The sequence below is a fragment of the Massilia rhizosphaerae genome (assembly GCF_016093545.1).
Classification (GTDB): Bacteria; Pseudomonadota; Gammaproteobacteria; order Burkholderiales; family Burkholderiaceae_D; genus Telluria; species Telluria rhizosphaerae.
This window is the reverse complement of record NZ_JADKYX010000001.1, coordinates 324,375-344,785: the sequence shown is the minus strand read 5'-3', so window position 1 is coordinate 344,785 and position 20,411 is coordinate 324,375. Positions and strand designations below refer to the sequence as shown.

The window sequence follows — 20,411 nt, the reverse complement described above, 5'->3', positions numbered from 1 at the left end:
CGCGTCCCGGGCAATGGATCACTTTTCCGCCACGCGCTGCGCACGCACGGGGGCGAGCACGAAGCGGTAGCTGGCGGCGCGAAGCGGGATGCGGTACTTCACATGCGGACGGCCGTCCAGGCTCCAGCCCGTGTCGCCGCCCACGCCCGCCTGGGCCATGTCGACGAGGACCGAACCGTCGCCGTGCGGCGCGATCTCGGAACTCTTCCACGTGCCGCGCGGCCGCAGATACAGGTCTTCGTACGGGAACGCCAGCGCGTTGAACGAGAACGGCGTGTCGGCGGCCACCCGGATGCCGGCGCCGTCGGCGCCCTTCAGCTGGAACCAGCGCACGTCCGTCTTGTTGCCGCTTTCCTGCGGACGGATATAGCCGTGGTACTGGTCCGCCACCTTGCCCTCGTACAGGCCGAGGGCCGATCCGGTCTTGCGGTCCGCGTACGATTCGTACGGGCCGCGGCCATACCACGACAGCATGTCCAGGGCCGGCAGGCTGTCGAAGCGCAGGCCCAGGCGCAGCGGATCCGGCAAGTCGTCGCGCAGCGGCGTGAACGTGGCGGCCACCTCCACGGCGCCGTCCCGGCGCATGCGGTAGACGTTTTCCCAGTGCGCGGCGCCGGCGCCGAAGCTGTACAGCACGCGCACGCCGTCCGCCGTCACGGCCACGTCGCGCACCTGGCGCTGCTCGGTAAAGGTCTGCCACACCTTGTGGCTCTTGTCGACGCCCGCCCCTTCGTCGTTGTCCGTCAGGCCGCGCCAGAAATTCGGCGCGCCGCCCTTGAGCACCGTGCGGCCGTCCACCGTGTACGTGACGAGGCCCGTGTCCGGCGCCAGCCGCAGCACGGCGCCGGCCGCGCGCAGTTCCACCGCGCCGTCCGTGCGCACGGGCGCCACGGACGCCGGTGCCTGCTGCGCGACCCGCTGCGACGGCAGCACGAACTGCGACCAGCCGACCACCGCGCCCTGCGCCACGCCCGGCATCGCCATGCGGGTGCGGGCGCGCACGGTGAGCACGCGTTCGCCGCCGGTGCCGACATCGGGCAACGCGAGCGCCAGTTTCTGGCGGGCGCCGGCCGGCGTCGCCGCGTCGGGCAAGGTGCCGCGGGCGACGACGACGCCGTCGCGCGCCAGCTCCCAGTCGAACGCCAGGTGCGACAGGTCGCGGAAATCGTAGCGGTTCACGACGTCGATCGCGCCGCTGGTCGGATCGCCTTCGAACACGACCGGCGAATAGACTTTCTGCAGTTCGTAGTATTCCGGATCGGGCGTGCGGTCGGAGCGCACGACGCCGTCGCCCACGACGCTGTTGTCGCCCCGCGCCGGATTCAGGTCGAAGCCGGACGCCCAATAGGTGCGGCCCTTGTCGTCCTTGGCGATGATGCTCTGGTCGACCCAGTCCCACACGAAGCCGCCCTGCAGCTTGCGGTGCGCGCGGATGACCTGCCAGTAGTCTTCCAGGTTGCCCAGCGAATTGCCCATCGCGTGGGCGTACTCGCACTGGATCATCGGCTGGCGGTAGTGCGGATCGAGCGCGTAGTCTTCCATCTTCTCGATGTCGTCGTACATGGGCGCGTAGATGTCGACGTAGGCGTTCGGCAGGTGTTCCTCGCCGATGGTGCCGTGGCCCAGGTAGCTGATCAGGCGCGTCGGATCGTTCTTGCGGATCCACGCGGCCGCGTTCTCGAAGTTCGGTCCCGTGCCGGCCTCGTTCCCCAGCGACCAGATGATGACCGACGGCGAGTTCTTGTCGCGCTCCACCATGCGCGAGATGCGGTCCAGGTGGGCGATGCGCCAGTGCGGCTTGTAGCCCAGCTGGATCGCCGCGCGCTTGGCCGGATCGCCCGCGTTGTCGCCCAACTGCATGTAGCCGTGCGACTCGAGGTCCGCCTCGTCCATGATGTACAGGCCGTATTCGTCGGCCAGGTCGTACCAGCGCGGATCGTTCGGATAGTGCGACGCGCGCACGGCGTTCACGTTGGCTTGCTTCATCAGCTCGATGTCCTTGCGCATCGTCGCCATCGACATCACGCGCCACGTATACGGATCGTGTTCGTGGCGGTTGACGCCCTTGATCATCACGCGCTTGCCGTTCACGCGCACTTCGCCGTCCGCCACTTCGACGGTGCGGAAACCGATGCGGCGCGCCGTCGCCGACACGAGCCGGCCCTGCCCGTCCTTCACTTCGACGAGCAAGGTGTACAGGTTCGGCGTCTCGGCCGACCAGGGCTTGACGGCCGGGATGGCGCCGGTGAGGACGGCCTTGCGGTCGGCGCCCGGCCTGCCCTGCACGCGCAACACCTCGCGCGCGCCGTCCAGCACGCGCGCCTCGACGTCCACGCTGGCGGGCGCGCCCGCCATCTCGGCCACCAGTTCGAAGCGGCCGTCGCGGTAGGCCGGCTTGTCCAGCCCTGCCGTCACGCGGTAGTCGCGCAGGCGCGTCTTCGGCTCCGCATACAGGTAGACGCTGCGCTCGATGCCGTTGACGCGCCAGAAATCCTGGTCTTCCAGGTACGAGCCGTCGGCCCAGCGATACAGCTCGATCGCGATCGTGTTGCGGCCCGCGTGCACGTAGCGGGTCAGGTCGAATTCCGCCGGCAGCTTGGAATCTTCCGAATAGCCCACACGGCGGCCGTTCACCCACACATAATAGGCCGCGCCGGCCGCGCCGACCTGCAGGAACACGTCGCGCCCGTTCCACCCGGCCGGCACGTCGAAGTCGCGGCGGTACGAGCCCACCTCGTTCAGGTCGTGCGCGATGTACGGCTCGTTGGCCGGGAAAGGATAGCGGATGTTCGTGAAGATCGGCTTGCCGTAGCCCTGCGCCTGCAGCATGCCGGGCACCTGGATGTGGCCCCATTTGCTCACGTCGTACGACAGCTTGTAGAAATCCTTCGGGCGCGTTTCCGGCGTCTTCGAATACGCGAACGACCACGTGCCGTCCAGCGACAGGTAGTACTGCGACGCGGCCTTGTCGCCCGCCAGCGCCTTCTCGCGCGACTCGAAATTGAAGAACGTCGCCTTCATCGGCTCGCGGTTGACCGCCACCACTTCCGGCTGTTCCCACTCGGCCCGCGCCGGTTGCGCCGCCTGGGCGGCCAGCGCCGGCAGCGCCGCCGTCGCCAGCATCACGGTTGCGATGATGTTTGCCGATGCCATGAAGTACCCGCCTTTGTCTTGTTGTCGTTGCATGGTGGTCGCGTCCTTCAACGGAAATGGAGGCCGTCGACGAAGTCGTTCACCTCGAGCAGCCCGGCCGCCGGCGCGCTCAAGCGCTTGCCGCCGACGGTGACGTTGTCGATCGTGACGTTCTTCACCTTGCGCGCGCCGTCCCATCCCGTGATGCGCGCCGCGCTCGGCGAACCCTTGCCCGTGTAGTGGACGTCGCGCAGCGTGACGTTCTCGATGCCGCGGCCGGGGCTCGTGTTGTACTTGGCGGTGTACGCGATCTTGAAGTTGAACAGCTTGCCCTCCTCGATGCGGTCGACGCGGATGTTCTCGAACAGGACGTCGCGCACCAGGTTGTCGTCGCCCGCCATGATGCCGAGCGCGCCTTCGTACTCCGGCTCGTCCTCGTCGTGCTCGAGGATGTCGATGTTGGAGAAGCGCAGCCGTTCCAGCACCTCCGCCTCGGGATGGGCCGGCGTCGGCGTATTGCCGTGGATGCCGATCATGACGGCGTGCGCGATGTCGGCCCACAGGGTCGTGTCCTTGACGACGACGTCGCGGGTGTTGCCCCAGATGTCCCAGCGGTGGTTGTAGAACGTCAGGCAGTCGTCCGACGTGCGCACGAAGCTGTCCGCGATCGTCACGCGCTCGCAGGCGAAATGGCCGAGGCCATCCGACCACTGGCCGGCGCCGATCGTGCGGATGCTCTTTTCGACGAGGTCCTGCGACATGATGCAGCGCATCGTGCCGTGCGGCTGGTTGATGACGATCGGTCCGTCGATGACGATATTGCGCGAGTTGCGGATGGTCGCCACGTCGACGCCGTCGAACAGGCCGTCGCTGATCACCTTGACGTCCTCCACGCCGTCGATGACGAGGGGACTCTTCAGCATCGCGGAGCCGTCGATGTAGACCGTCGTGTGCGAGCGCAGGCGGAAGTCGCCGCTGTGGATGCCGGGGCCGAAGAACACGACGGGCTGCGTGAAGTCGGGCGTCGTCCCGGTGCCGATGTCGTACGAGGACAGGTTCGCGGGCACGGCCGGCATGCCGGCGCGGATCGCATGGGTGAACACGTGCAGGTTGTGCAGGTGGTCGTCGTCGAATTCGACGCTGAGGTTGTCCGGGCGGCGCAAGGTGAAATACACGATGCCGTCGCGCACCGCCGGCTTGACGCCCTTGGCATCCGGCCGCACCGTCACCTTGGAAAACATGCCGTTGTTCTTCTGGACCGCCATCTCCACGGTGCCGTCGAAATTGAAGTAGACCATCGACGCGTCCCGGGGCTTGTCGAGATCGACCTTGACGTTGTATTCGTACAGGTCCTGCCACGCCCCGCCCGGCACACGCACGCGCACCGTGTAGTCGTCGTTGTGGTGGGAGTAGCGGATGGGATTCGGGAACGGGTGCACCTGCAGCCGGTTTTCGGCGGCGCGGGCCGGCGCCAGCGCCGCGAACAGGCCGGCAAACAGCAGGATGAACGGTGCGGCAAACGGCGCGGCACGGCGGCGCACGTACGCACGTAACGTGGACAACAACATAGTCTCCTTTACCCATGCGCACGTGGCGCCGGGCTTATCGTTCGATTGCGGCGGGTCGGCAAGTCCCGCATTACTTGGTATCGATAACAGCCATGATTGGATTTATATCACGGCCGTCACCATTGTCAAGCTGCCCCCCATCGGAGGACAGGCAGATTGACGTCCCCATCTTAACGGAGCCCGCAGACTTGGAGCCATATGTTTTTTATCGAAACGGATATGTTTTGCACATGGCGTACATTGACGCACGACAGGGTTAACGATAACAAAACACGAGAAATCCGTGCTAGCATCGGCGCGGCAGTACGGAAGCAATCTTCGATCGCAGTCCAACACACGCCATTTAGCATGGAGACAACATGAAAACAACAGAACTACAAGACTACAACGGATCCGCCAGCAACACGTCTACCTCCCGCGCGCCGTCGGCGCAACTCGACGACGTCGTGCACGCCGACCTGGGACGCCGCAACTTCCTGATGAGCCTGGGCGCCCTCGCCCTCGCCGGCTGCGGCGCGGGCGGCGGCGGCAGCCCCGCCGCCAGCCTGCTGTCGACCGGCACCATGAGCGCGACCGCGGCGTCGACAGGCGCCTTCGTCCACCCGGGCCTGCTGCATACGCAGTCCGATTTCGACCGCATGGCGGCGAAGTACACGACCTCCCCGTGGTCGGGCAGCTGGAACCTCCTGATCAACAACTCGCACGCGAGCCTGTCCTACACGCCGCACCCGGTAAGCATCGTGTACCGCGGCAACGACGGTGTCCATCCGCAGAATTACAGCAACTTGTACAACGACGTGGCGGCCGCCTACGCGTGCGCGCTGCGCTGGAAGATTTCGGGCGACACGGCCTACGCCGACAAGGCCGTGCAGATCATGAATGCGTGGTCGTCCACGCTCACCGGGATCTCGGGCACGACGGACGCCGACCTTGCCGCCGGCATCTACGGCTACGAATTCGCCAACGCCGGCGAAATCATGAGGACTTACAGCGGCTGGGCCGCGGCGGACTTCACGAGCTTCCAGAACATGATGCGCAACGTGTTCTACCCGATCAACCACGACTTCCTCATCCGCCACAACAACACGGACATCACGCACTACTGGGCCAACTGGGACCTGTGCAATATGGCGTCCATCCTCGCCATCGGCGTGCTGTGCGACGACCGCACCCTGTTCGACGAAGCGGTCACCTATTTCCAGTCGGGTCCCGGCAACGGCGCCGCTGCGCAGGCCGTGTACTACATCCACCCGGGCTTCCTCGGCCAGTGGCAGGAGTCGGGACGCGACCAGGGCCACAGCACGCTCGGCATCGCACTCATGGGGGCGATCTGCGAGATGGCGTGGAACCAGGGTGTGGACCTGTACGGCTGGGACAACAACCGCTTCCTGATGGGCGCGGAATACGTGGCGAAGGGTAACCTGATCCAGTCCGGCACGACGTATTACACGGTGCCTTACGTCCCGTACAACAACGTCGACAACGTCTACTACAACGTGTTCTCGACCAACAGCCAGGGCAATATCCGGCCGTGCTGGGCGCTCGTGTACAACCATTACGTGAACCGCAAGGGCCTGGCGGCGCCGTACTCGAAGATGTTCGCCCTGCAGATCCAGCCGGAGGGCGGCGGCGGCAATTACGGCTCGAACAGCGGCGGCTACGACCAACTGGGCTACGGCACCCTCACCTGCACGCGCGACCCGATCGCTGCCGGCGTCCCGCCCAGCGGCCTCAAGGCCCGCGCGCCGGCCGGCCAGGTCGAGTTGTCGTGGTGGGGCAGCGCCTACGCCACCAGTTACAACGTCAAGCGCGCCACGTCCACCAGCGGCCCCTGGACCGTCATCGCGAGCGGCATCACCGACCTGCTGACGTACACCGACAATCCCGGTGACGGCACGTGGTACTACGTCGTCTCCGCCATGACGCCGAGCGGCGAGACGGCCGATTCGAACCGCGCCACCGCCAAGATCGGCAAGACGCTGCACACCTACCTGGCCTGCAACGAAGGCACCGGCACGACGGTTTCCGACGCCAGCGGCCAGGGCCACGCCGGCACCTTGAACGGCAGCGGCGCCTGGGGTTCCGGCAAGTCGGGCAGCGCCGTCGCGCTGAACGGCAGCACCGACTACGTGAGCCTGCCGTCCAACCTGGTGACGGACCTCACCGATTTCACGGTGGCCACCTGGGTGTACTGGAACGCGGCGCGCACGTGGGAACGGGTGTTCGACTTCGGTTCGGGCACGGGCCGCTACATGTTCCTGACCCCGCGCTCGGGCGGCGGCACCGTGCGCTTCGCGATCACGGTCGACGGCGGCCACGGCGAGCAGGCGGTGAACGGCACGGCCGCGCTGCCGACGGGGCAATGGGTGCACGTGGCCGTCACGCTGTCGGGACGCCTGGCCACGCTGTACGTGAACGGCACGGCGGTCGGCAGCAACAGCGCCGAGTTCCTGCCGCCGTGGCAGTTGGGCGGCACGAACCAGAACTGGATCGGCCGCTCGCAGTACTCGGGCGACCCGTATTTCAACGGCCGGGTCGACGAGTTCCGCATCTACCGCGGCGCCCTCACCGCGGCCGACATCGCGGCGCTGATCGCTTCCAGCTGACCATGTAAAAAGGCCGGCCCCCGCGACGGGGGCCGGCCTTGTTTTCAGTGCGACATCAGGACCGGCGGCGGCGTCCCAACGCCAGCGCCCCCAGCCCGATCCCCGCCAGCAGGAACGAAGCCGGCTCGGGCACCGCCGTCACGGCGGGATCCGACACGGTGCCGCCGACAGTCCCCTGCACTTGCGCGCTCGTCGACGGCGTCCACGCGAAGTCCGCCAGTGCGCCCGTCACCGGATCGAAGTGGCCCAGCGGCGTGAACCCGTCGCTGTCGTACGCGGACACGACGAAGTGCGACACGTACGCGGTCAGCGGGTCCGGCTCGCCCGTGAACGTCAGGTCGAACGACAGCACGCCGCCCAGGTCCACCGAGTGGAACAGGTCGTTCGACGTGTCGTTGCGGAACAGGTATCCGCCCGTGACCGGCGTGACGCCCCAGGACTCGATGTCCGTCGTGTTGTCGAAGCCGACCATATTGTCGACCAGCGCGGTCGCCAGCGGCACGCCGCTGCTGGCGGAAAGCTGCATGTCGATGAAGCCGGTGGCGGCGCCGAACGTCGACGTGTCGATGGCCACGTGGATCGTGTCGGCCGACGCCGCGCCGGCCGCCAGCGCCAGCGCCGCGGCCAGGGCGGAGAGGGATTTCTTGAATCGGATCTGCATGTCGGTTCCTTAGAAATGGGGTTGGTACAGCGCCGGCGTGTAGGCGATGACGGCGCGGGCCGGATTGGTGAAGGTCAGCGGCACGGTGAGCGCGGCGCCCGGGTTCAGCGGGCCGCTCACGACGACGTACGGTGCGCCGCCGTTCGTGCCGGCGGCATTGTCGAGCGTGACGCCGGTCGTCAGGCCGTTCAGCGTGAGCCACAGCGGGCCGGCCAGCGCCGTCGCACTGGTGTTGGCGATGGTCACGCCGCCCACGTACTTGCCCGTCATGCGGTTCAGCGTGGCGCCCTGCTGGGTCATCTTGACGCTCGCGCTCACGTCGGTCGGCACGGCGTGCAGCGAACCGTGCAGTCGCACTTCCGCCATGTTGCCGTACCACGCGCCGCCGTTGACGATGCGGATGTAGCGGTATGGCGTCGAGTCCGCGACCGCGAAGGTCTGCCAATCCGGCGTGGCCCCGGCGGGGTTGGTCAAGGTCGTCCAGTTCGTGTTGTCGTTCGAGCCCTGCACGACGGTGCCCTTGATGCGCGTGTAGTACTGGTCCTGGCGCGCCGCCAGTTCCACGCCGGACAGGTTGACCTGGTTGCCGGACTTGAAGTCGAAGACGATGTAGCTGCCCGTGCCGGAATTATTGCTGCCGATCCGGAAGTCCGAGATCGAGCCCAGGTTCGCGTCGAACAGGTTGTTCACGTTGCCCACGGTGGTCGACGCCGGGCGGTTCACGCTCGAGTCGATCAGGTCGGCCACGGTCGACACGTTGCGGATCGTGTCCGACTCGTCCACCAGGGTCAAGCCCGTGCTGTCGGTCGTCGACGTGCTCGTGAAGCCTTCCTGGCCGTTGGCCTGCTTGTAGCTGATGGCAAACTTGACGGCGCCCGCCGCCACGCCCTGGTTCATCGTCGCGGTGGCCGTGAAGTTGACGTTGTCGGTCGTCGTCACGGTGGCAGGCACGCCCTGGATCGCGACGTCGACGTCGCTGATCGCTTCCTTGGCCGTGAACGTCAGCTTGACCGTATCGCCCGGCACGATGCGCTTGCGCAGCGCCTGCGGGGAGCTGATCGACGCAGTCGCGATCTTGTTCGTCGATTGCGCGGTGCCGTACAGGCGCAGCTCCTGCATGTTGCCGTACCAGTTGCCGCCGTTCGTGACGCGGATGTAGCGGTAAGGCTGCGGGTTGGCCACGGTCAGCGTCTGCCAGTCTGCCGTGTTCCAGGCCGCGTTCGAGATCGTCGTCCAGGACGTGTTGTCGTTCGAGCCTTGCAGCACGGTGCCGTTGATGCGCGACGAATACTGGTCCTGGCGTCCGATCACTTCGGCGCGCTGGATCGTGCCCGTGCCGCCCTCCTTGAAGTCGAACGTCACCCAGGCACCCCAGCCGGCGCCGTTCAGGCGGAAGTCGGTGCCCGAGGCCAGGTTGCTGTCGAACAGGGTGTTCACGGTCGCCAGCAGGTCGGTCGCGTTGCGGCCGCTGGAATCCTGCAGGCTGGTGATGGCCAGCAGGTCGCTCATGTAGTTGGTCTGGTCGGCGATGAACAGCGACGTGCTGTCCGTCGTGAACAGCACGGGTTCCGCATCGGCGCCGGCGGCCGTCTTGTAGTTGAGCAGGAACTTGACGGGGCCCGTCTTGACGTCGCCCGGCATCACGGCGCTGGCCGTGTAGTTCACGTTGTCGGTCGTCGTCACCTGGGCCGGCTGGCCCTGGATCGTGGCGGTCACCGTGTTGATGGGCGCCGTCGCCTGGAAGTTCACCTTGACCGTATTGCCCGGCACGATGCGCTTGCGGAGCGCCTGGTCGGACGCGATCGACACGGACGACAGCTCGTTGACCGTCTCGTGACGGGTGCCCTGGATCCGCAATTCGCCCAGCTCGAACATGGTGCTGGACGGCTCGATCATCTGCAGCTTCAGGAAGCGGAACTGCTGGTTCTTCAGGTCGTCGCTCACGTCCAGCGTCTGCATGTCCTCCGTGACCGTCGTCATGCCCGGGGTCAGGCGCACCCAGTTCTCGTTGTCGTTCGAGCCGTACACGGTGACGCCGCCGATGCGCTCGGGGAAGCTCGTGCGCACCTGCAGCTGGAAGGCGCTGGCGTTCACCTTGTAGCTCGGCCCGAAATCCATATAGTGCGTCAGGTTCTGGGCCTGGCCGTAGAACACGAACGAGTTCGGCGTGCCGTCCAGCAGGTTCGGGACGGCCGTGCCGAACGTGGACGACACGAACATGTTCGCGAAATTCATGCTGCCGTCGGCGAGCAGCGGCGTCAGTTCCGCGAGGCCCGTCGTCGCCGTCTGCAGCGCGCCGAGCTTCTGGTAGAACTGGTCGTCGGTGGCCGTCGTCACGGCGTTCGTCGCGTCCGCGTAGGCCGCGTTGTAGGCGGCCAGCGTCGGGGTCGTGTACAGCGTGGCGGGCTTGTACGCGGCCGTGACGGCGGCGATGGCGGACTGGCGGTCCGCGCTGACGACGATCGTCGCCGCCTTCGACGTGACCACGGTGCCGTCGGTGGTCGTCACGATGAACTTGTAGGTGCCGGCCTGCGTCGGCACCCACGAGAACGCCCCCGTCTGGGTGTCGAACTGGGCACCCGGCGGCAGGTTGTCGATCTTGTACGTGAGGACGTCGCCGGTCCCGGCGTCCGTCGCCGCGAAGCTGTACGCGACGGTGGCCGTCGAACCGGCGTTCGTGTACATGCTCAGGTCCGCGTCGCCGTTCGTGAACACGGGCGGCGTGATCGAGGCGGCCGGGTTGACGTTGATGTGGTCGATGTCGACCGTCGTGCCGGCGCCCTTGATGGTCAGCGGCAGATAGTCGCCCAGGCCCTGGTAGGGGTTGAACGCATAGTCCACGTAGCGCCATTGGCCCTGCGTGTCCGGCAGGAGGATGGTGTCGCCGAACGCATCCATCGACGCTTCGCCGTTGGTGCGGAAGCGGAACGCGACGCTGCGGGTGCCGTTGCCATAGCCGAACACCGCGAGCCGGCTGCCCGCGCCCGTGGCCGTCACGCGGGCAAAAGCGCCGGTGTCGTCCTGCATGGCGGCGCCGTTGCCGTCCAGCGAAGTGAAGCGGTCTTCCACTTCGCGCAACGGGTCGACGATGGGCTTCACGAGGAATTGCGTGCCCTCGGCCTCCGCCGCGGGCGGGATGAAGATCCAGAAGTCGCCGCCGCCGTCCACGCCGTCCCAGTTATAGGTCGTGCGGTCGGCGAACATGCGCGTGTAGTTGGGGGCGCGCTGGTTCATGTCCATGCCGCGCTTGTACTTGTAGTAGTAGTACGGCTCCCAAGTGTTCTGCGTCAGCCGGCCGCGGTAGCCGCCCTGCAGCGTCTTGTAGACCACGGTGGGCACGCCGTTCGCGTCCGTGTGCGCGGCCGTCGGCACCCAGGGCGTGTCGTAGCCCAGCATGAAGCCGGCGAAGTACTCGGTCGCGTCGAGGATGCGGTCGTTCAGGAATTCGTACGGACCCACCGCGTTGGCCGCCGTCGACGGCGTGCCGTCGACCGGGTCGACCTTCTGGTCCTGCGCCAACAGGAAGCGCGCCAGGATGCTCATGTTGGTGACGTCGCCCGCGCCGTGCGCCTGGTCGCGGCCCATCTCCACGTGCTCCACCATGGGCGTGACGTCCTCGCCCGTCAGGTCGTTCTTCGTGACGAGCCGGAACAGCTGCTTGATGGCGCCGTTCTGGCCCTGGTCGACGGCCGTCTTGTTGATCGTGAACCACTCGACGCCCTCGTTCCAGCGCGCCCGGTTGCCCGTGAAGATGTAGCCCGACATGGAACCGATCAGCGCATACAGGTGCTGGTTCATGAAGTGGTTCGGGCTGTAGTTGAACGTCTCGGTGACGGGCACGATCAGGTTGTTCGTCAGGTTCGCCGTGTCCTGGTCGGTCCAGGCCAGCGACGCCGTCTGGCAGCTCGAGTAGCGCATGATCTCGGCCGCCGCCATCATCCGGCTCATCGGAATGCCCGTGTGGATGTGCGCGTCCGTGTAATAGACGTACTGGGTCGGGTCCATCTGTTCCCAGATGCGGATCAGGCGCATGGCGTTCGCGCGGTAGGTCTCGTCGCCCGTCACGTAGTACAGGATCGCCTGCGTGTAGGCGCTCAGCGAGTCGGCGATGAACTTGGATTCGACGCCCTGGCTGTTGAACGCCACCACCGCCGGCTTGGTCGGATCGGTGCTGCTCTGGTTCTTGGACTGCACGGTCTTCGACGCCGCGCCGGACAGCAGCATGCGGTTGAAATACGTGTTCCAGGGCTCCTTCTGCGCCTGCACCTCGGTGCGCATGTTCTCCAGCACGTCCTTCGTCAGGCCGACGCCGGGATGCTTGAAGCCGCTCGCGTCGATCGTTTCGCTGATCGTGGGTTGGTAGCTCGTGACGATGGTCTGGATCGTGTCGGCCGCGACGGCATCGTGCGCGGCCGGGACCATCGCCGCGACGGCGAGCGACACGGCGAGCGCCGCCGCCCGCAACAGCGGGGTGCTGTTACCGGATTTTTTCATTTGTAGTCTCCTCTGCGGTATTGTATTTGCGGGTTTGCCGACAACGTTTATGTTATCGATCCCAGATTTGCAGTCTAGCATGAGGAAACCGCGCGGCAACCACCTTTCATGAAATTTTTGGGATCGATAACGGACGCCGCTTCGCACGGCCGTCCGCCGCCGGCCGATCCGTCAGGCGACCGCGAGACCCGCCGCGTGCGCGCCCGACGCCAGCGTCTCGAGCCGGCGCATCTCCAGGATCTCGATCTCGCGCCGCTCGAACTTGATCACGCCGTTGTCGCGGAAGCGCGCCAGCAGGCGGCTCACGGTCTCGATCTGCAGCCCGAGGTAACGGGCCATGTCCTGGCGCGACATGCGCAGCTGGAAGCGGCGCGGCGAGAAGCCCCGCATCGCATAGCGTTCCGACAGGTTCAGCAGCAGACTCGCCAGCCGCTCGTCGGCGCGCAGGTTGCCGAGGAAGCGGATGGCCGACTGGTCGCGCAGGATTTCCTGGCTCAGGGTGCGGTGGAAGTGCGCCATCATCCGGGGCATCTCGGCCAGCACGGTCAACAGGCGCGCGTACGGGATCTCGCAGACTTCGCTGTCTTCCAGCGCGATGGCGGTGCTGGCGTGCGTGCCGTTGGCGATGCCGTCCAGGCCGAGCAGGTCGCCGGCCATCTGGAAGCCGGTGACGCAGCGTTCGCCGGCCTGGTCGCCGCGGCAGGTCATGAAGTGGCCGAAGCGGATCGCGTACAGATTGCCGAACGCCTGGCCGCCGCGGAACAGGACGTCGTCGCGCGCGACGCGGCGCCGGCAACCGATCGTGGTCTCGACCTTGGCCAGGTCCTGTCCGTTCAGGCCGAGCGGCAGGCACAGGGACCGGTAGGCGCACTGCCCGCACTTGCTGTCCGTGTCCCTCGTGGCGGTCGCGCGGTCGGCGCTCGGCGCCGCGCGGAAGATCTGTACAGTCATCGCTTCTCCTTGGATTGTGTGTCCGGCATGAGAAGCAGTATCGATCGATCCCGGCCGCACCGCCAGCGCGCATCCACGCAACCGCAGGTCGGTGTCCCTTGACGTGCCGGTGTCGGGTTTCCCCTACACGGCGGGGCGAAACTCAGATGAGGCCGTACTCCAGCGCGTAGCGCGTCAGTTCCGCATTGCTGGCCAGGCCCATCTTGTCGAGGATGCGGGAGCGGTAGGTGGTCACCGTATTCGGGCTCAGGTGCAGGCGTTCGCCGATCTGCACCAGCGGCTCGCCGCGGGCGATCAGCTTGAACACTTCGAGCTCGCGGTTCGACAGCGCCTCGTGCCCGCACGTCGCGGCGTCGCCGCTGACCATCGAGGCCAGCTTTTCGACCAGCGCCGGGCTCACGTACTTGCGGCCGGCCGCCGCGCGCCGCACGGCGTCCACGAGGACCGGGGTCGGCACGTCCTTGGTCAGGTAGCCGGCCGCGCCCAGCTTGAGCGCGCGCACCGCGTAGATTTCCTCGGAGTAGGTGCTGAGCATGAGCGCGGCCATGCCGGGCCGCAGCTCGTGCAGCTGGCGCAGCAGGTCCAGGCCGTTCATGCCCGGCATCGTGATGTCGAGCAGCGCCACGTCGAACGTCCGTTCGCGCACGAGCGCGAGCGCCTGCTGGGCGTCGCCGGCCTCGCCGGTCACGGCGATGTCGTCCGCGGTGCCCAGCATCAGGCGCACGCCGTTGCGCGCGATCGCGTGGTCGTCCACGAGCAGCACGCGGATGGGATCAAGGCACATGGCACGCCTCCATCGGGACCAAGAGGCGCAGGACCGTGCCGCCGCCGGGCCGCGGCGCCAGCGTCAGTTCGCCGCCCAGGCTGCGCGAGCGTTCCTGCATGCCGAGGATGCCCCACGACGTGCCGCTCTGCTGCGCATCGGCGGGGATGCCGCGGCCGTCGTCCTCCAGCGTGAGCAAGATGCCGCCGTCCGCATGGCGGACCTGCAGGCGCACGCTGCTGGCCGCCGCGTGGCGCTGGACGTTGGTCATGGCTTCCTGGACGATGCGGAACACCATGATGCTGCGCTCCGCGTCGAGTTCCAGGCGCGTGGCCTCCGGGTCGGTGTCGCACGTGTAGGCGAGGCTGGATCGCCGCGCGCCCTGGCTCACGCACCAGTCCAGCGCGGCCCAGATGCCCAATTGATCCAGCACGCTGGGACGCAGGTCGGCGATCACGCGCCGCACCGTGTCCATGGCGTCCTGGGCCAACGCGGCGGCGTCGCCCAGCAGCGGGTCGGGCACCTGGCCGGCCTGGCGGCACCGTTCCGCGACCACCGAGATATACGCCTTGATGCCGGTGAGCAGGCCGCCCAGCTCGTCGTGGATCTCGCGCGCGATGCGCCCGCGCTCGTTTTCCTTGATGCGCTCCTGGTAGGCCGCCAGCGCGCGCAACGCCTCGCGCGACTGGGCGAGGTTCTGTTCGGCGACCTTGTTGGCCGTGATGTCGATCAGCGTGCCCTGCATGAACTGCGGCCGGCCGTCCTCGTCGCGCACGACGTCGGCCTGGTCGCGGAACCACAGCACCTCGCCGGCGCGGCTGCGCAGGCGGTATTCGATGCGCAGCGGCGCGCCCTGGACGCGGCTGCGGGCGATCGCCGCCAGCGCCGCGTCGCGGTCCTCGGGGAGCATGCAGCCGGCGTGCAGGCCGGGGTCGGCCAGCCACTCGGCCGGCGTGTAGCCCAGCACCCGGATCTGCGGGCTGATGTAGCGCAGCCGTTCGAGCCGGTCGGGCGCGACGATGTAGCTGATCGCCTGGATCTGCTCGATCAGAGTCTGGAACTTGGCCTCGGCCTGGCGCTTGTCGCGCAGCAGGCGTTGTTCCCGCAACAGGCGTTCGATCGCCGCCGCCACGTAGTCCAGGTAGCGGCCGTCGGCATCCTTGACGAGATAGTCGCGCGCGCCGGCCCGCAGCGCTTCGGTGGCGACGGCCGCGCTGTCGGCGCCCGTCAGCATCAGCACCGGGATCGCCCGCACGGTCTCGTCCGGCTCCGCGGCCAGCCGCGCGAGGAATTCGAGGCCGGTCATGTCCGGCAGGCGATAGTCGAGCAGGATGCAGTCGGGACGGCGCGCGCGGGCCAGCGCCAGGCCGCCCGCGCCGTCGTCGGCTTCGAGCAGCGCGTAGCGCGCGCCGGGGTGGGCGCCCAGGCGGCGCCGGCAGGCCATGCGGTCGACCAGGTCGTCCTCGACGATCAATACGGCGACGGCGTCCATGTCAGGGCAACTCGCTCAAGGTCCAGTACTGGTCGATCGAGCGCATGACCTCGACGAAACGGCGGTAATCCACCGGTTTCGCCATGTAGCCGGCGGCGCCGAGATCGAAGCTGCGGCGCTTGTCTTCCAGCTCCTCGGACGTCGTCAGCACGACGACCGGCATCCGGCGCAGGCGCGCGTCGCCCTTCACGTTGCGCAGGAATTCGATGCCGTTCATGACCGGCATGTTCAGGTCGAGCAGCGCGATGCACGGCAGCTCCTCGGCTTCGCGCAGGTGGTCCAGGGCCAGCTCGCCGTGCTCGCACACGACCAGCGGATTGGTGACGTGGATTTCCTTCAGCGCCCGGCGCGTGGTGATCACGTCGACCTGGTCGTCCTCGATCAGGAGGATGGGTTTCGCGGATGATTTCATTGGCTGTCCTGCCGCGCCGCGCGCGGCCCCTTGGGATGCGTGAAATGGAAGACGCTGCCGCGGCCGGGCGTCGATTCGACCCAGACCCGTCCGCCGTGCATCTCGACGATCTTCTCGACCAGCGCGAGCCCGACCCCGGTGCTCTCGATGCGGTCGCGCGGCGCCAGCGTCTGGAACAGCTGGAAGATGCGCTCGAAGTGGCGCGCCTCGATGCCGGGACCGTTGTCCTCGACGGAAAAGCGCCAAGAGTCGCCGTCGTCGGACCAGCCGACGGCGATCCTGCCCTCGGGCTTGTCCATGTACTTGATGGCGTTCGAGATCAGGTTGTGGAACACCTGGCGGATCCGCGTCGGTTCGGTCCACAGCGAGGGCAGTCCTGGCGCGATCGTCACCCGGATGTGCGGCGGCGGCGCCTGCAGGTCCACGATTTCGGGCAGGGCCACGTTCAGGTCCACCTGGCGCAAGGTGCCGCCGTCGCGTCCGAGGCGCGAATATTGCAGGATGCCGTCGATCAGGTTGCCCATCCGGTGCACGCGGTTGTTCAGGAGGCGCAAATGCGCCCTGCCCTCGTCGTCGAGGCGGTCGCCGTAGTCGGTCGACAGCCAGTCGGCCAGGGTCGCGATGGCGCGCAGCGGCGCCTTCAGGTCGTGCGACACGACGTAGGCAAAATTGCTCAGCTCCTCGTTGGCGCGGCGCAGCTCGCGCAGCAGGCGTTCGGATTCGCGCTCGGCCTCCCGGCGCACCGTGATGTCGCGCGCCAGGCCCGTGAACATGCGGCGCTTGCCGATGCGCATCTCGGTGACGGCCAGCTCGATCGGAAAGATCGTGCCGTCCTTGCGCATGCCGTACACCTCGCGGCCCTTGCCGATGATGCGCTGCTCGCCGGTGTGCAGATAATGGCGCAGATAGCCGTCGTGGCGTTCCCGGTCCGGCGACGGCATCAGCACGCTGACGTTGCGGCCGGCCAGCTCCGCCTCCTGGTAGCCGAACATCTGCTCGGCGGCCGGATTGACGCGCTCGATCACGCCGCGTTCGTCGATGGTGATGATGCCGTCGACCACGGTTTCGAACACGGCCCGCATGCGCGCCTCGCTGTCGCGCAAAGCCTGTTCCGCGCCCATGCGGGGCCGCAGGTCGTGGATCGTGGCCAGCACCAGGCGTTGTCCCGCCGGGGACGTCAGCGGCGCCAGGCTGATCTCGACCGGAAACTCGTTCCCGGCCCGGTCCACGGCCGTGAACTGGCTGTCGGTCATGGCGCGCGCGGCGGGGTCGGCGCGGCGGCGCAGGTCGGCGTGCCGGCTGCGCAAGGCCGCGGGCACCAGCACTTCGACAGGTGAGCCGACCAGCTCGGCGAGCGGCCAGCCGAACAACGCGCACGCGGGCGGATTGGCGCGCACGATCGCGCCGCCCGCGTCGCACACGAGCATGGGATCGCGGGCGGCGCCGAGCAGCCATTCGAGGCCGGTCACGGTATGGTCTGGGTTCACGGATCGTCTTAAAATGAATCGGCGCGATCAATATACTTTGTAAATTGCCCTGAAAGAAATACTCCAAAATAGCTAGTTCCCGGTCCTTGACTTAAATTCGGACAAATTTGATTTCAGTCAAGTGGGCTCCTGACGTCCGAGGGCACCAGGATTTAGAGTGAATCCCACGCGTCCCCCGACCACCCGCGACCCACCCACGACCCCACAGGAGAACAGCATGTACAAGACCATCCTCGTCCACGTCGACGGCAGCCCCCAGCAGGACAGCCGGCTGCGCGCCGCTGCCCTGCTGGCCAACGAGCATGAGGCCCACCTGGTGGGGAGCGCCGTCACCGGCTTCTCGTGGCGCAGCTATGCGCTGCTGGCCGGCTCGATGGGCGGCGGCATGCTCACCGAAGATTTCGAGGCGCTGCGCCGCACGGCCGGCGCCCAACTGGAACAATTCAAGGAGCAGGCGGCCCGCCTCGGCGTGCAATCGCTGGAGGCGCGCCTGTTCGAGGAAGAGGCCCGCTACGCCCTGCTGCTGCAGTCGCGCTATGCCGACCTGGTCGTCGTCAGCCAGGACAGCGCCCCCGAGGCGGCGCCCGCCACGCCCGTGCCCGACCTGCCCGAGCACATCGCGCTCCGCGGGGCGCGCCCGGTGCTCGTCGTGCCCGACAACTACCGCGGCCAGCCGCTGGCGGGCAGCGTGGTGATCGGCTGGGACGGCAGCATGCAGTCGATCCGTGCGATCCAGGCGGCGCTGCCGCTGCTGCAGCGCGCCGACACCGTCAAGCTCGCGCTCGTCAATCCCCACGAACTGTCGGAACTGCATGGCGAGGAGCCGGGCGCGGACATGGCGGTCTACCTGGCGCGTCACGGCGTGCCCGTCGACGTCGTGGTCGAGCGCACCGCCGTCGGCGCGGGCGAAGTGCTGCTGACGCTCGCGCGCGACAGCGGGGCCGGCCTGATCGTCGCGGGCGCGTATGGCCACAGCCGGGTGCGCGAATGGGCGCTGGGCGGCGTGACGCGCGACCTGCTCGAGTGCGCGTCGATTCCCGTCCTGCTGGCCCATTGACCCATGGCGAGCCAACCGCTACCCGTACCCTCCAGCGAGCAACGGCGCGAAGCCAGCAGCTGGCAGGGCCGCGCCCGGCCGGGCTATCCGGAAGCCAGCGTGGAGCACGCGTCGGCGGACCTGGTGCTGAACGCCTGGCTGGGACGCCTGACCGCCTACCTGTCGCCCGCCGCGCTGGCGGGCGCCTGGCTGGACTGGGCCAGTCATTTGATGCTGTCGCCCGACAAGCAGTTCGAACTCGTGCTGCAGGGCCAGGCCAGCTGGCTGCGTTGGCATCAATATTGCCGCAGCGCCGTCGACAACGGGCTGGCCAAGCCGGTGGAACCGCTGGCGCAGGACAAGCGCTTTTCCGACCCGGCCTGGCAGGCCTGGCCCTACAACGCGATCAGCCAGGGCTTCCTGCTCACCCAGCAGTGGTGGCACCGCGCCACCACCGGCGTGCGCGGCGTCTCGCCCCACCATGGCGACGTGGTCAGCTTCGTGGCGCGCCAGGTGCTCGACGGCTACGCCCCGTCGAATTGCGTGTTCACCAATCCGGTGGTCCTCCAGGCCACCTTCGCCAGCGGCGGCCGCAACCTGCTGGACGGCGCGCTGCGCGCCGCCGCCGACGCCCGCCGCGCGCTGGACGGCGCGCCGGCCCCGGTCACCTTCCGTCCCGGGCATGAGGTGGCGATCACGCCGGGCAAGGTCGTGATGTCGAACCGCCTCGTCGAGCTGATCCGCTACGATCCGCAGACGCCCAAGGTACACGCCACGCCGCTGCTGATCGTGCCGGCCTGGATCATGAAGTACTACATCCTCGACCTCTCGCCCGCGAATTCGCTGGTGCGCTACCTGGTCGAACACGGCCACACGGTGTATATCATTTCCTGGAAGAACCCGGACGCCGCGGACCGCGACCTGTCGCTGGAAGACTACCGTCAGCTCGGCATCATGGCCGCGCTGGACACGATCACCGCCCAGACCGGCGCGGCGCAGGTCAACGCCTGCGGCTACTGCCTGGGCGGCACCCTGCTCGCGATCGCCGCGGCGGCGATGGCGCGCGACGGCGACGAGCGCCTTGCCAGCGTGACCTTGCTGGCGGCCCAGGTCGACTTCACCGAGCCGGGCGAACTGTCGCTGTTCATCGACGACAGCGAAGTCGCCTTCCTGGAAGCGGCCATGTGGCAGCAGGGCTACCTGGACACGCGCCAGATGGCCGGCGCGTTCCAGCTGCTGCGCTCCAACGACCTGATCTGGTCGCGCCGGCTGCGCCACTACCTGCTCGACCTGCCCGACCAGGACAACGACCTGGCCTCGTGGAACGCGGACGCCACCCGCATGCCCTACCGCATGCACTCCGAATACCTGCGCAAGCTGTTCCTGAAAAACAGCCTGGCGAGCGCGCGCTACATCGTGGGCGACCGGCCGGTGGCGCTCACCGACATCCAGATCCCGGTATTCGCCGTCGGCACGCTGACCGACCACGTGGCGCCGTGGCGGTCCGTGTACAAGATCATGCTGCTCACCGACACGGAAGTCACCTTCCTGCTGACGTCGGGCGGGCACAATGCCGGCGTCGTCTCGCCGCCCGGCACGCCCCATCGCGGCTACCAGGTCGCGACCCACGCGCACGACGCGCCCTACGTCGATCCGGACAGCTGGCAGGCCCGCACCGAACAGCACGAAGGCAGCTGGTGGCCGGCCTGGGAAGCCTGGCTCGCGCGCCACGCGGGGCCGCTGGCCGCGCCCCCGCCGCCGGTGGTCGGCTGTGCCGACGCGCCCGGCAGCTACGTGTCGCTGCCTTGA

12 protein-coding genes are annotated in these 20,411 nt (G+C 67.7%); 3 read left to right on the top strand and 9 right to left on the bottom strand.

Going from position 1 to position 20,411, the window contains the following annotated elements; genetic code table 11:
* Positions 1-18: 18 nt before the first annotated feature.
* Positions 19-3,153 (bottom strand): glycoside hydrolase family 2 TIM barrel-domain containing protein, encoded by a 3,135-nt coding sequence (locus ISF28_RS01500; RefSeq protein ID WP_198115366.1) that lies wholly within the window; start codon positions 3,151-3,153, stop codon positions 19-21.
* Positions 3,154-3,200: 47 nt separating this feature from the next.
* A complete protein-coding gene (locus tag ISF28_RS01495; RefSeq protein ID WP_198115365.1) occupies positions 3,201-4,694 on the bottom strand; it encodes a glycoside hydrolase family protein in 1,494 nt (497 codons plus the stop codon).
* A gap of 485 nt (positions 4,695-5,179) precedes the next feature.
* On the opposite strand from ISF28_RS01495, the gene ISF28_RS01490 reads away from it, so the two are divergent.
* The gene (locus ISF28_RS01490) at positions 5,180-7,306 is read left to right on the top strand and encodes a LamG-like jellyroll fold domain-containing protein (RefSeq protein WP_229518840.1); all 2,127 of its coding nucleotides are present in this window, start codon (positions 5,180-5,182) and stop codon (positions 7,304-7,306) included.
* A gap of 55 nt (positions 7,307-7,361) precedes the next feature.
* On the opposite strand, the gene ISF28_RS01485 is transcribed toward ISF28_RS01490, so the two are convergent.
* From ISF28_RS01485 to ISF28_RS01455, 7 genes are all read right to left on the bottom strand, one after another.
* A complete protein-coding gene (locus ISF28_RS01485) occupies positions 7,362-7,967 on the bottom strand; it encodes an NF038129 family PEP-CTERM protein (RefSeq protein ID WP_198115363.1) in 606 nt (201 codons plus the stop codon).
* Positions 7,968-7,976: 9 nt separating this feature from the next.
* Positions 7,977-12,461, bottom strand: coding sequence for a discoidin domain-containing protein (locus ISF28_RS01480; protein WP_198115362.1), 4,485 nt, complete (start codon positions 12,459-12,461; stop codon positions 7,977-7,979).
* Between the two features lie 171 nt (positions 12,462-12,632).
* Positions 12,633-13,412, bottom strand: coding sequence for a helix-turn-helix domain-containing protein (locus ISF28_RS01475; RefSeq protein WP_198115361.1), 780 nt, complete (start codon positions 13,410-13,412; stop codon positions 12,633-12,635).
* Between the two features lie 142 nt (positions 13,413-13,554).
* Entirely contained in the window at positions 13,555-14,196 is a 642-nt protein-coding gene (locus tag ISF28_RS01470) for a response regulator (RefSeq protein WP_198115360.1), read from the bottom strand.
* Positions 14,186-15,667 carry a response regulator gene (locus tag ISF28_RS01465; protein WP_198115359.1) on the bottom strand — a complete coding sequence of 494 codons (1,482 nt, stop codon included), beginning with the start codon at positions 15,665-15,667 and terminating at the stop codon, positions 14,186-14,188. Before ISF28_RS01465 ends, ISF28_RS01470 begins: the two co-directional genes overlap by 11 nt.
* 1 nt (position 15,668) lies before the next feature.
* Positions 15,669-16,079: a response regulator gene (locus ISF28_RS01460; protein WP_198115358.1), complete on the bottom strand. Its 411-nt coding sequence runs from the start codon at positions 16,077-16,079 to the stop codon at positions 15,669-15,671.
* Positions 16,076-17,566, bottom strand: a complete 1,491-nt coding sequence (locus tag ISF28_RS01455; RefSeq protein ID WP_370663369.1) for a PAS domain-containing sensor histidine kinase — start codon at positions 17,564-17,566, stop codon at positions 16,076-16,078. The genes ISF28_RS01460 and ISF28_RS01455 overlap by 4 nt, the downstream gene beginning before the upstream one ends.
* A 217-nt stretch (positions 17,567-17,783) precedes the next feature.
* On the opposite strand from ISF28_RS01455, the gene ISF28_RS01450 reads away from it, so the two are divergent.
* Positions 17,784-18,623, top strand: coding sequence for a universal stress protein (locus ISF28_RS01450; protein WP_198115357.1), 840 nt, complete (start codon positions 17,784-17,786; stop codon positions 18,621-18,623).
* Positions 18,624-18,626: 3 nt separating this feature from the next.
* A complete protein-coding gene (locus ISF28_RS01445) occupies positions 18,627-20,411 on the top strand; it encodes a PHA/PHB synthase family protein (protein ID WP_198115356.1) in 1,785 nt (594 codons plus the stop codon).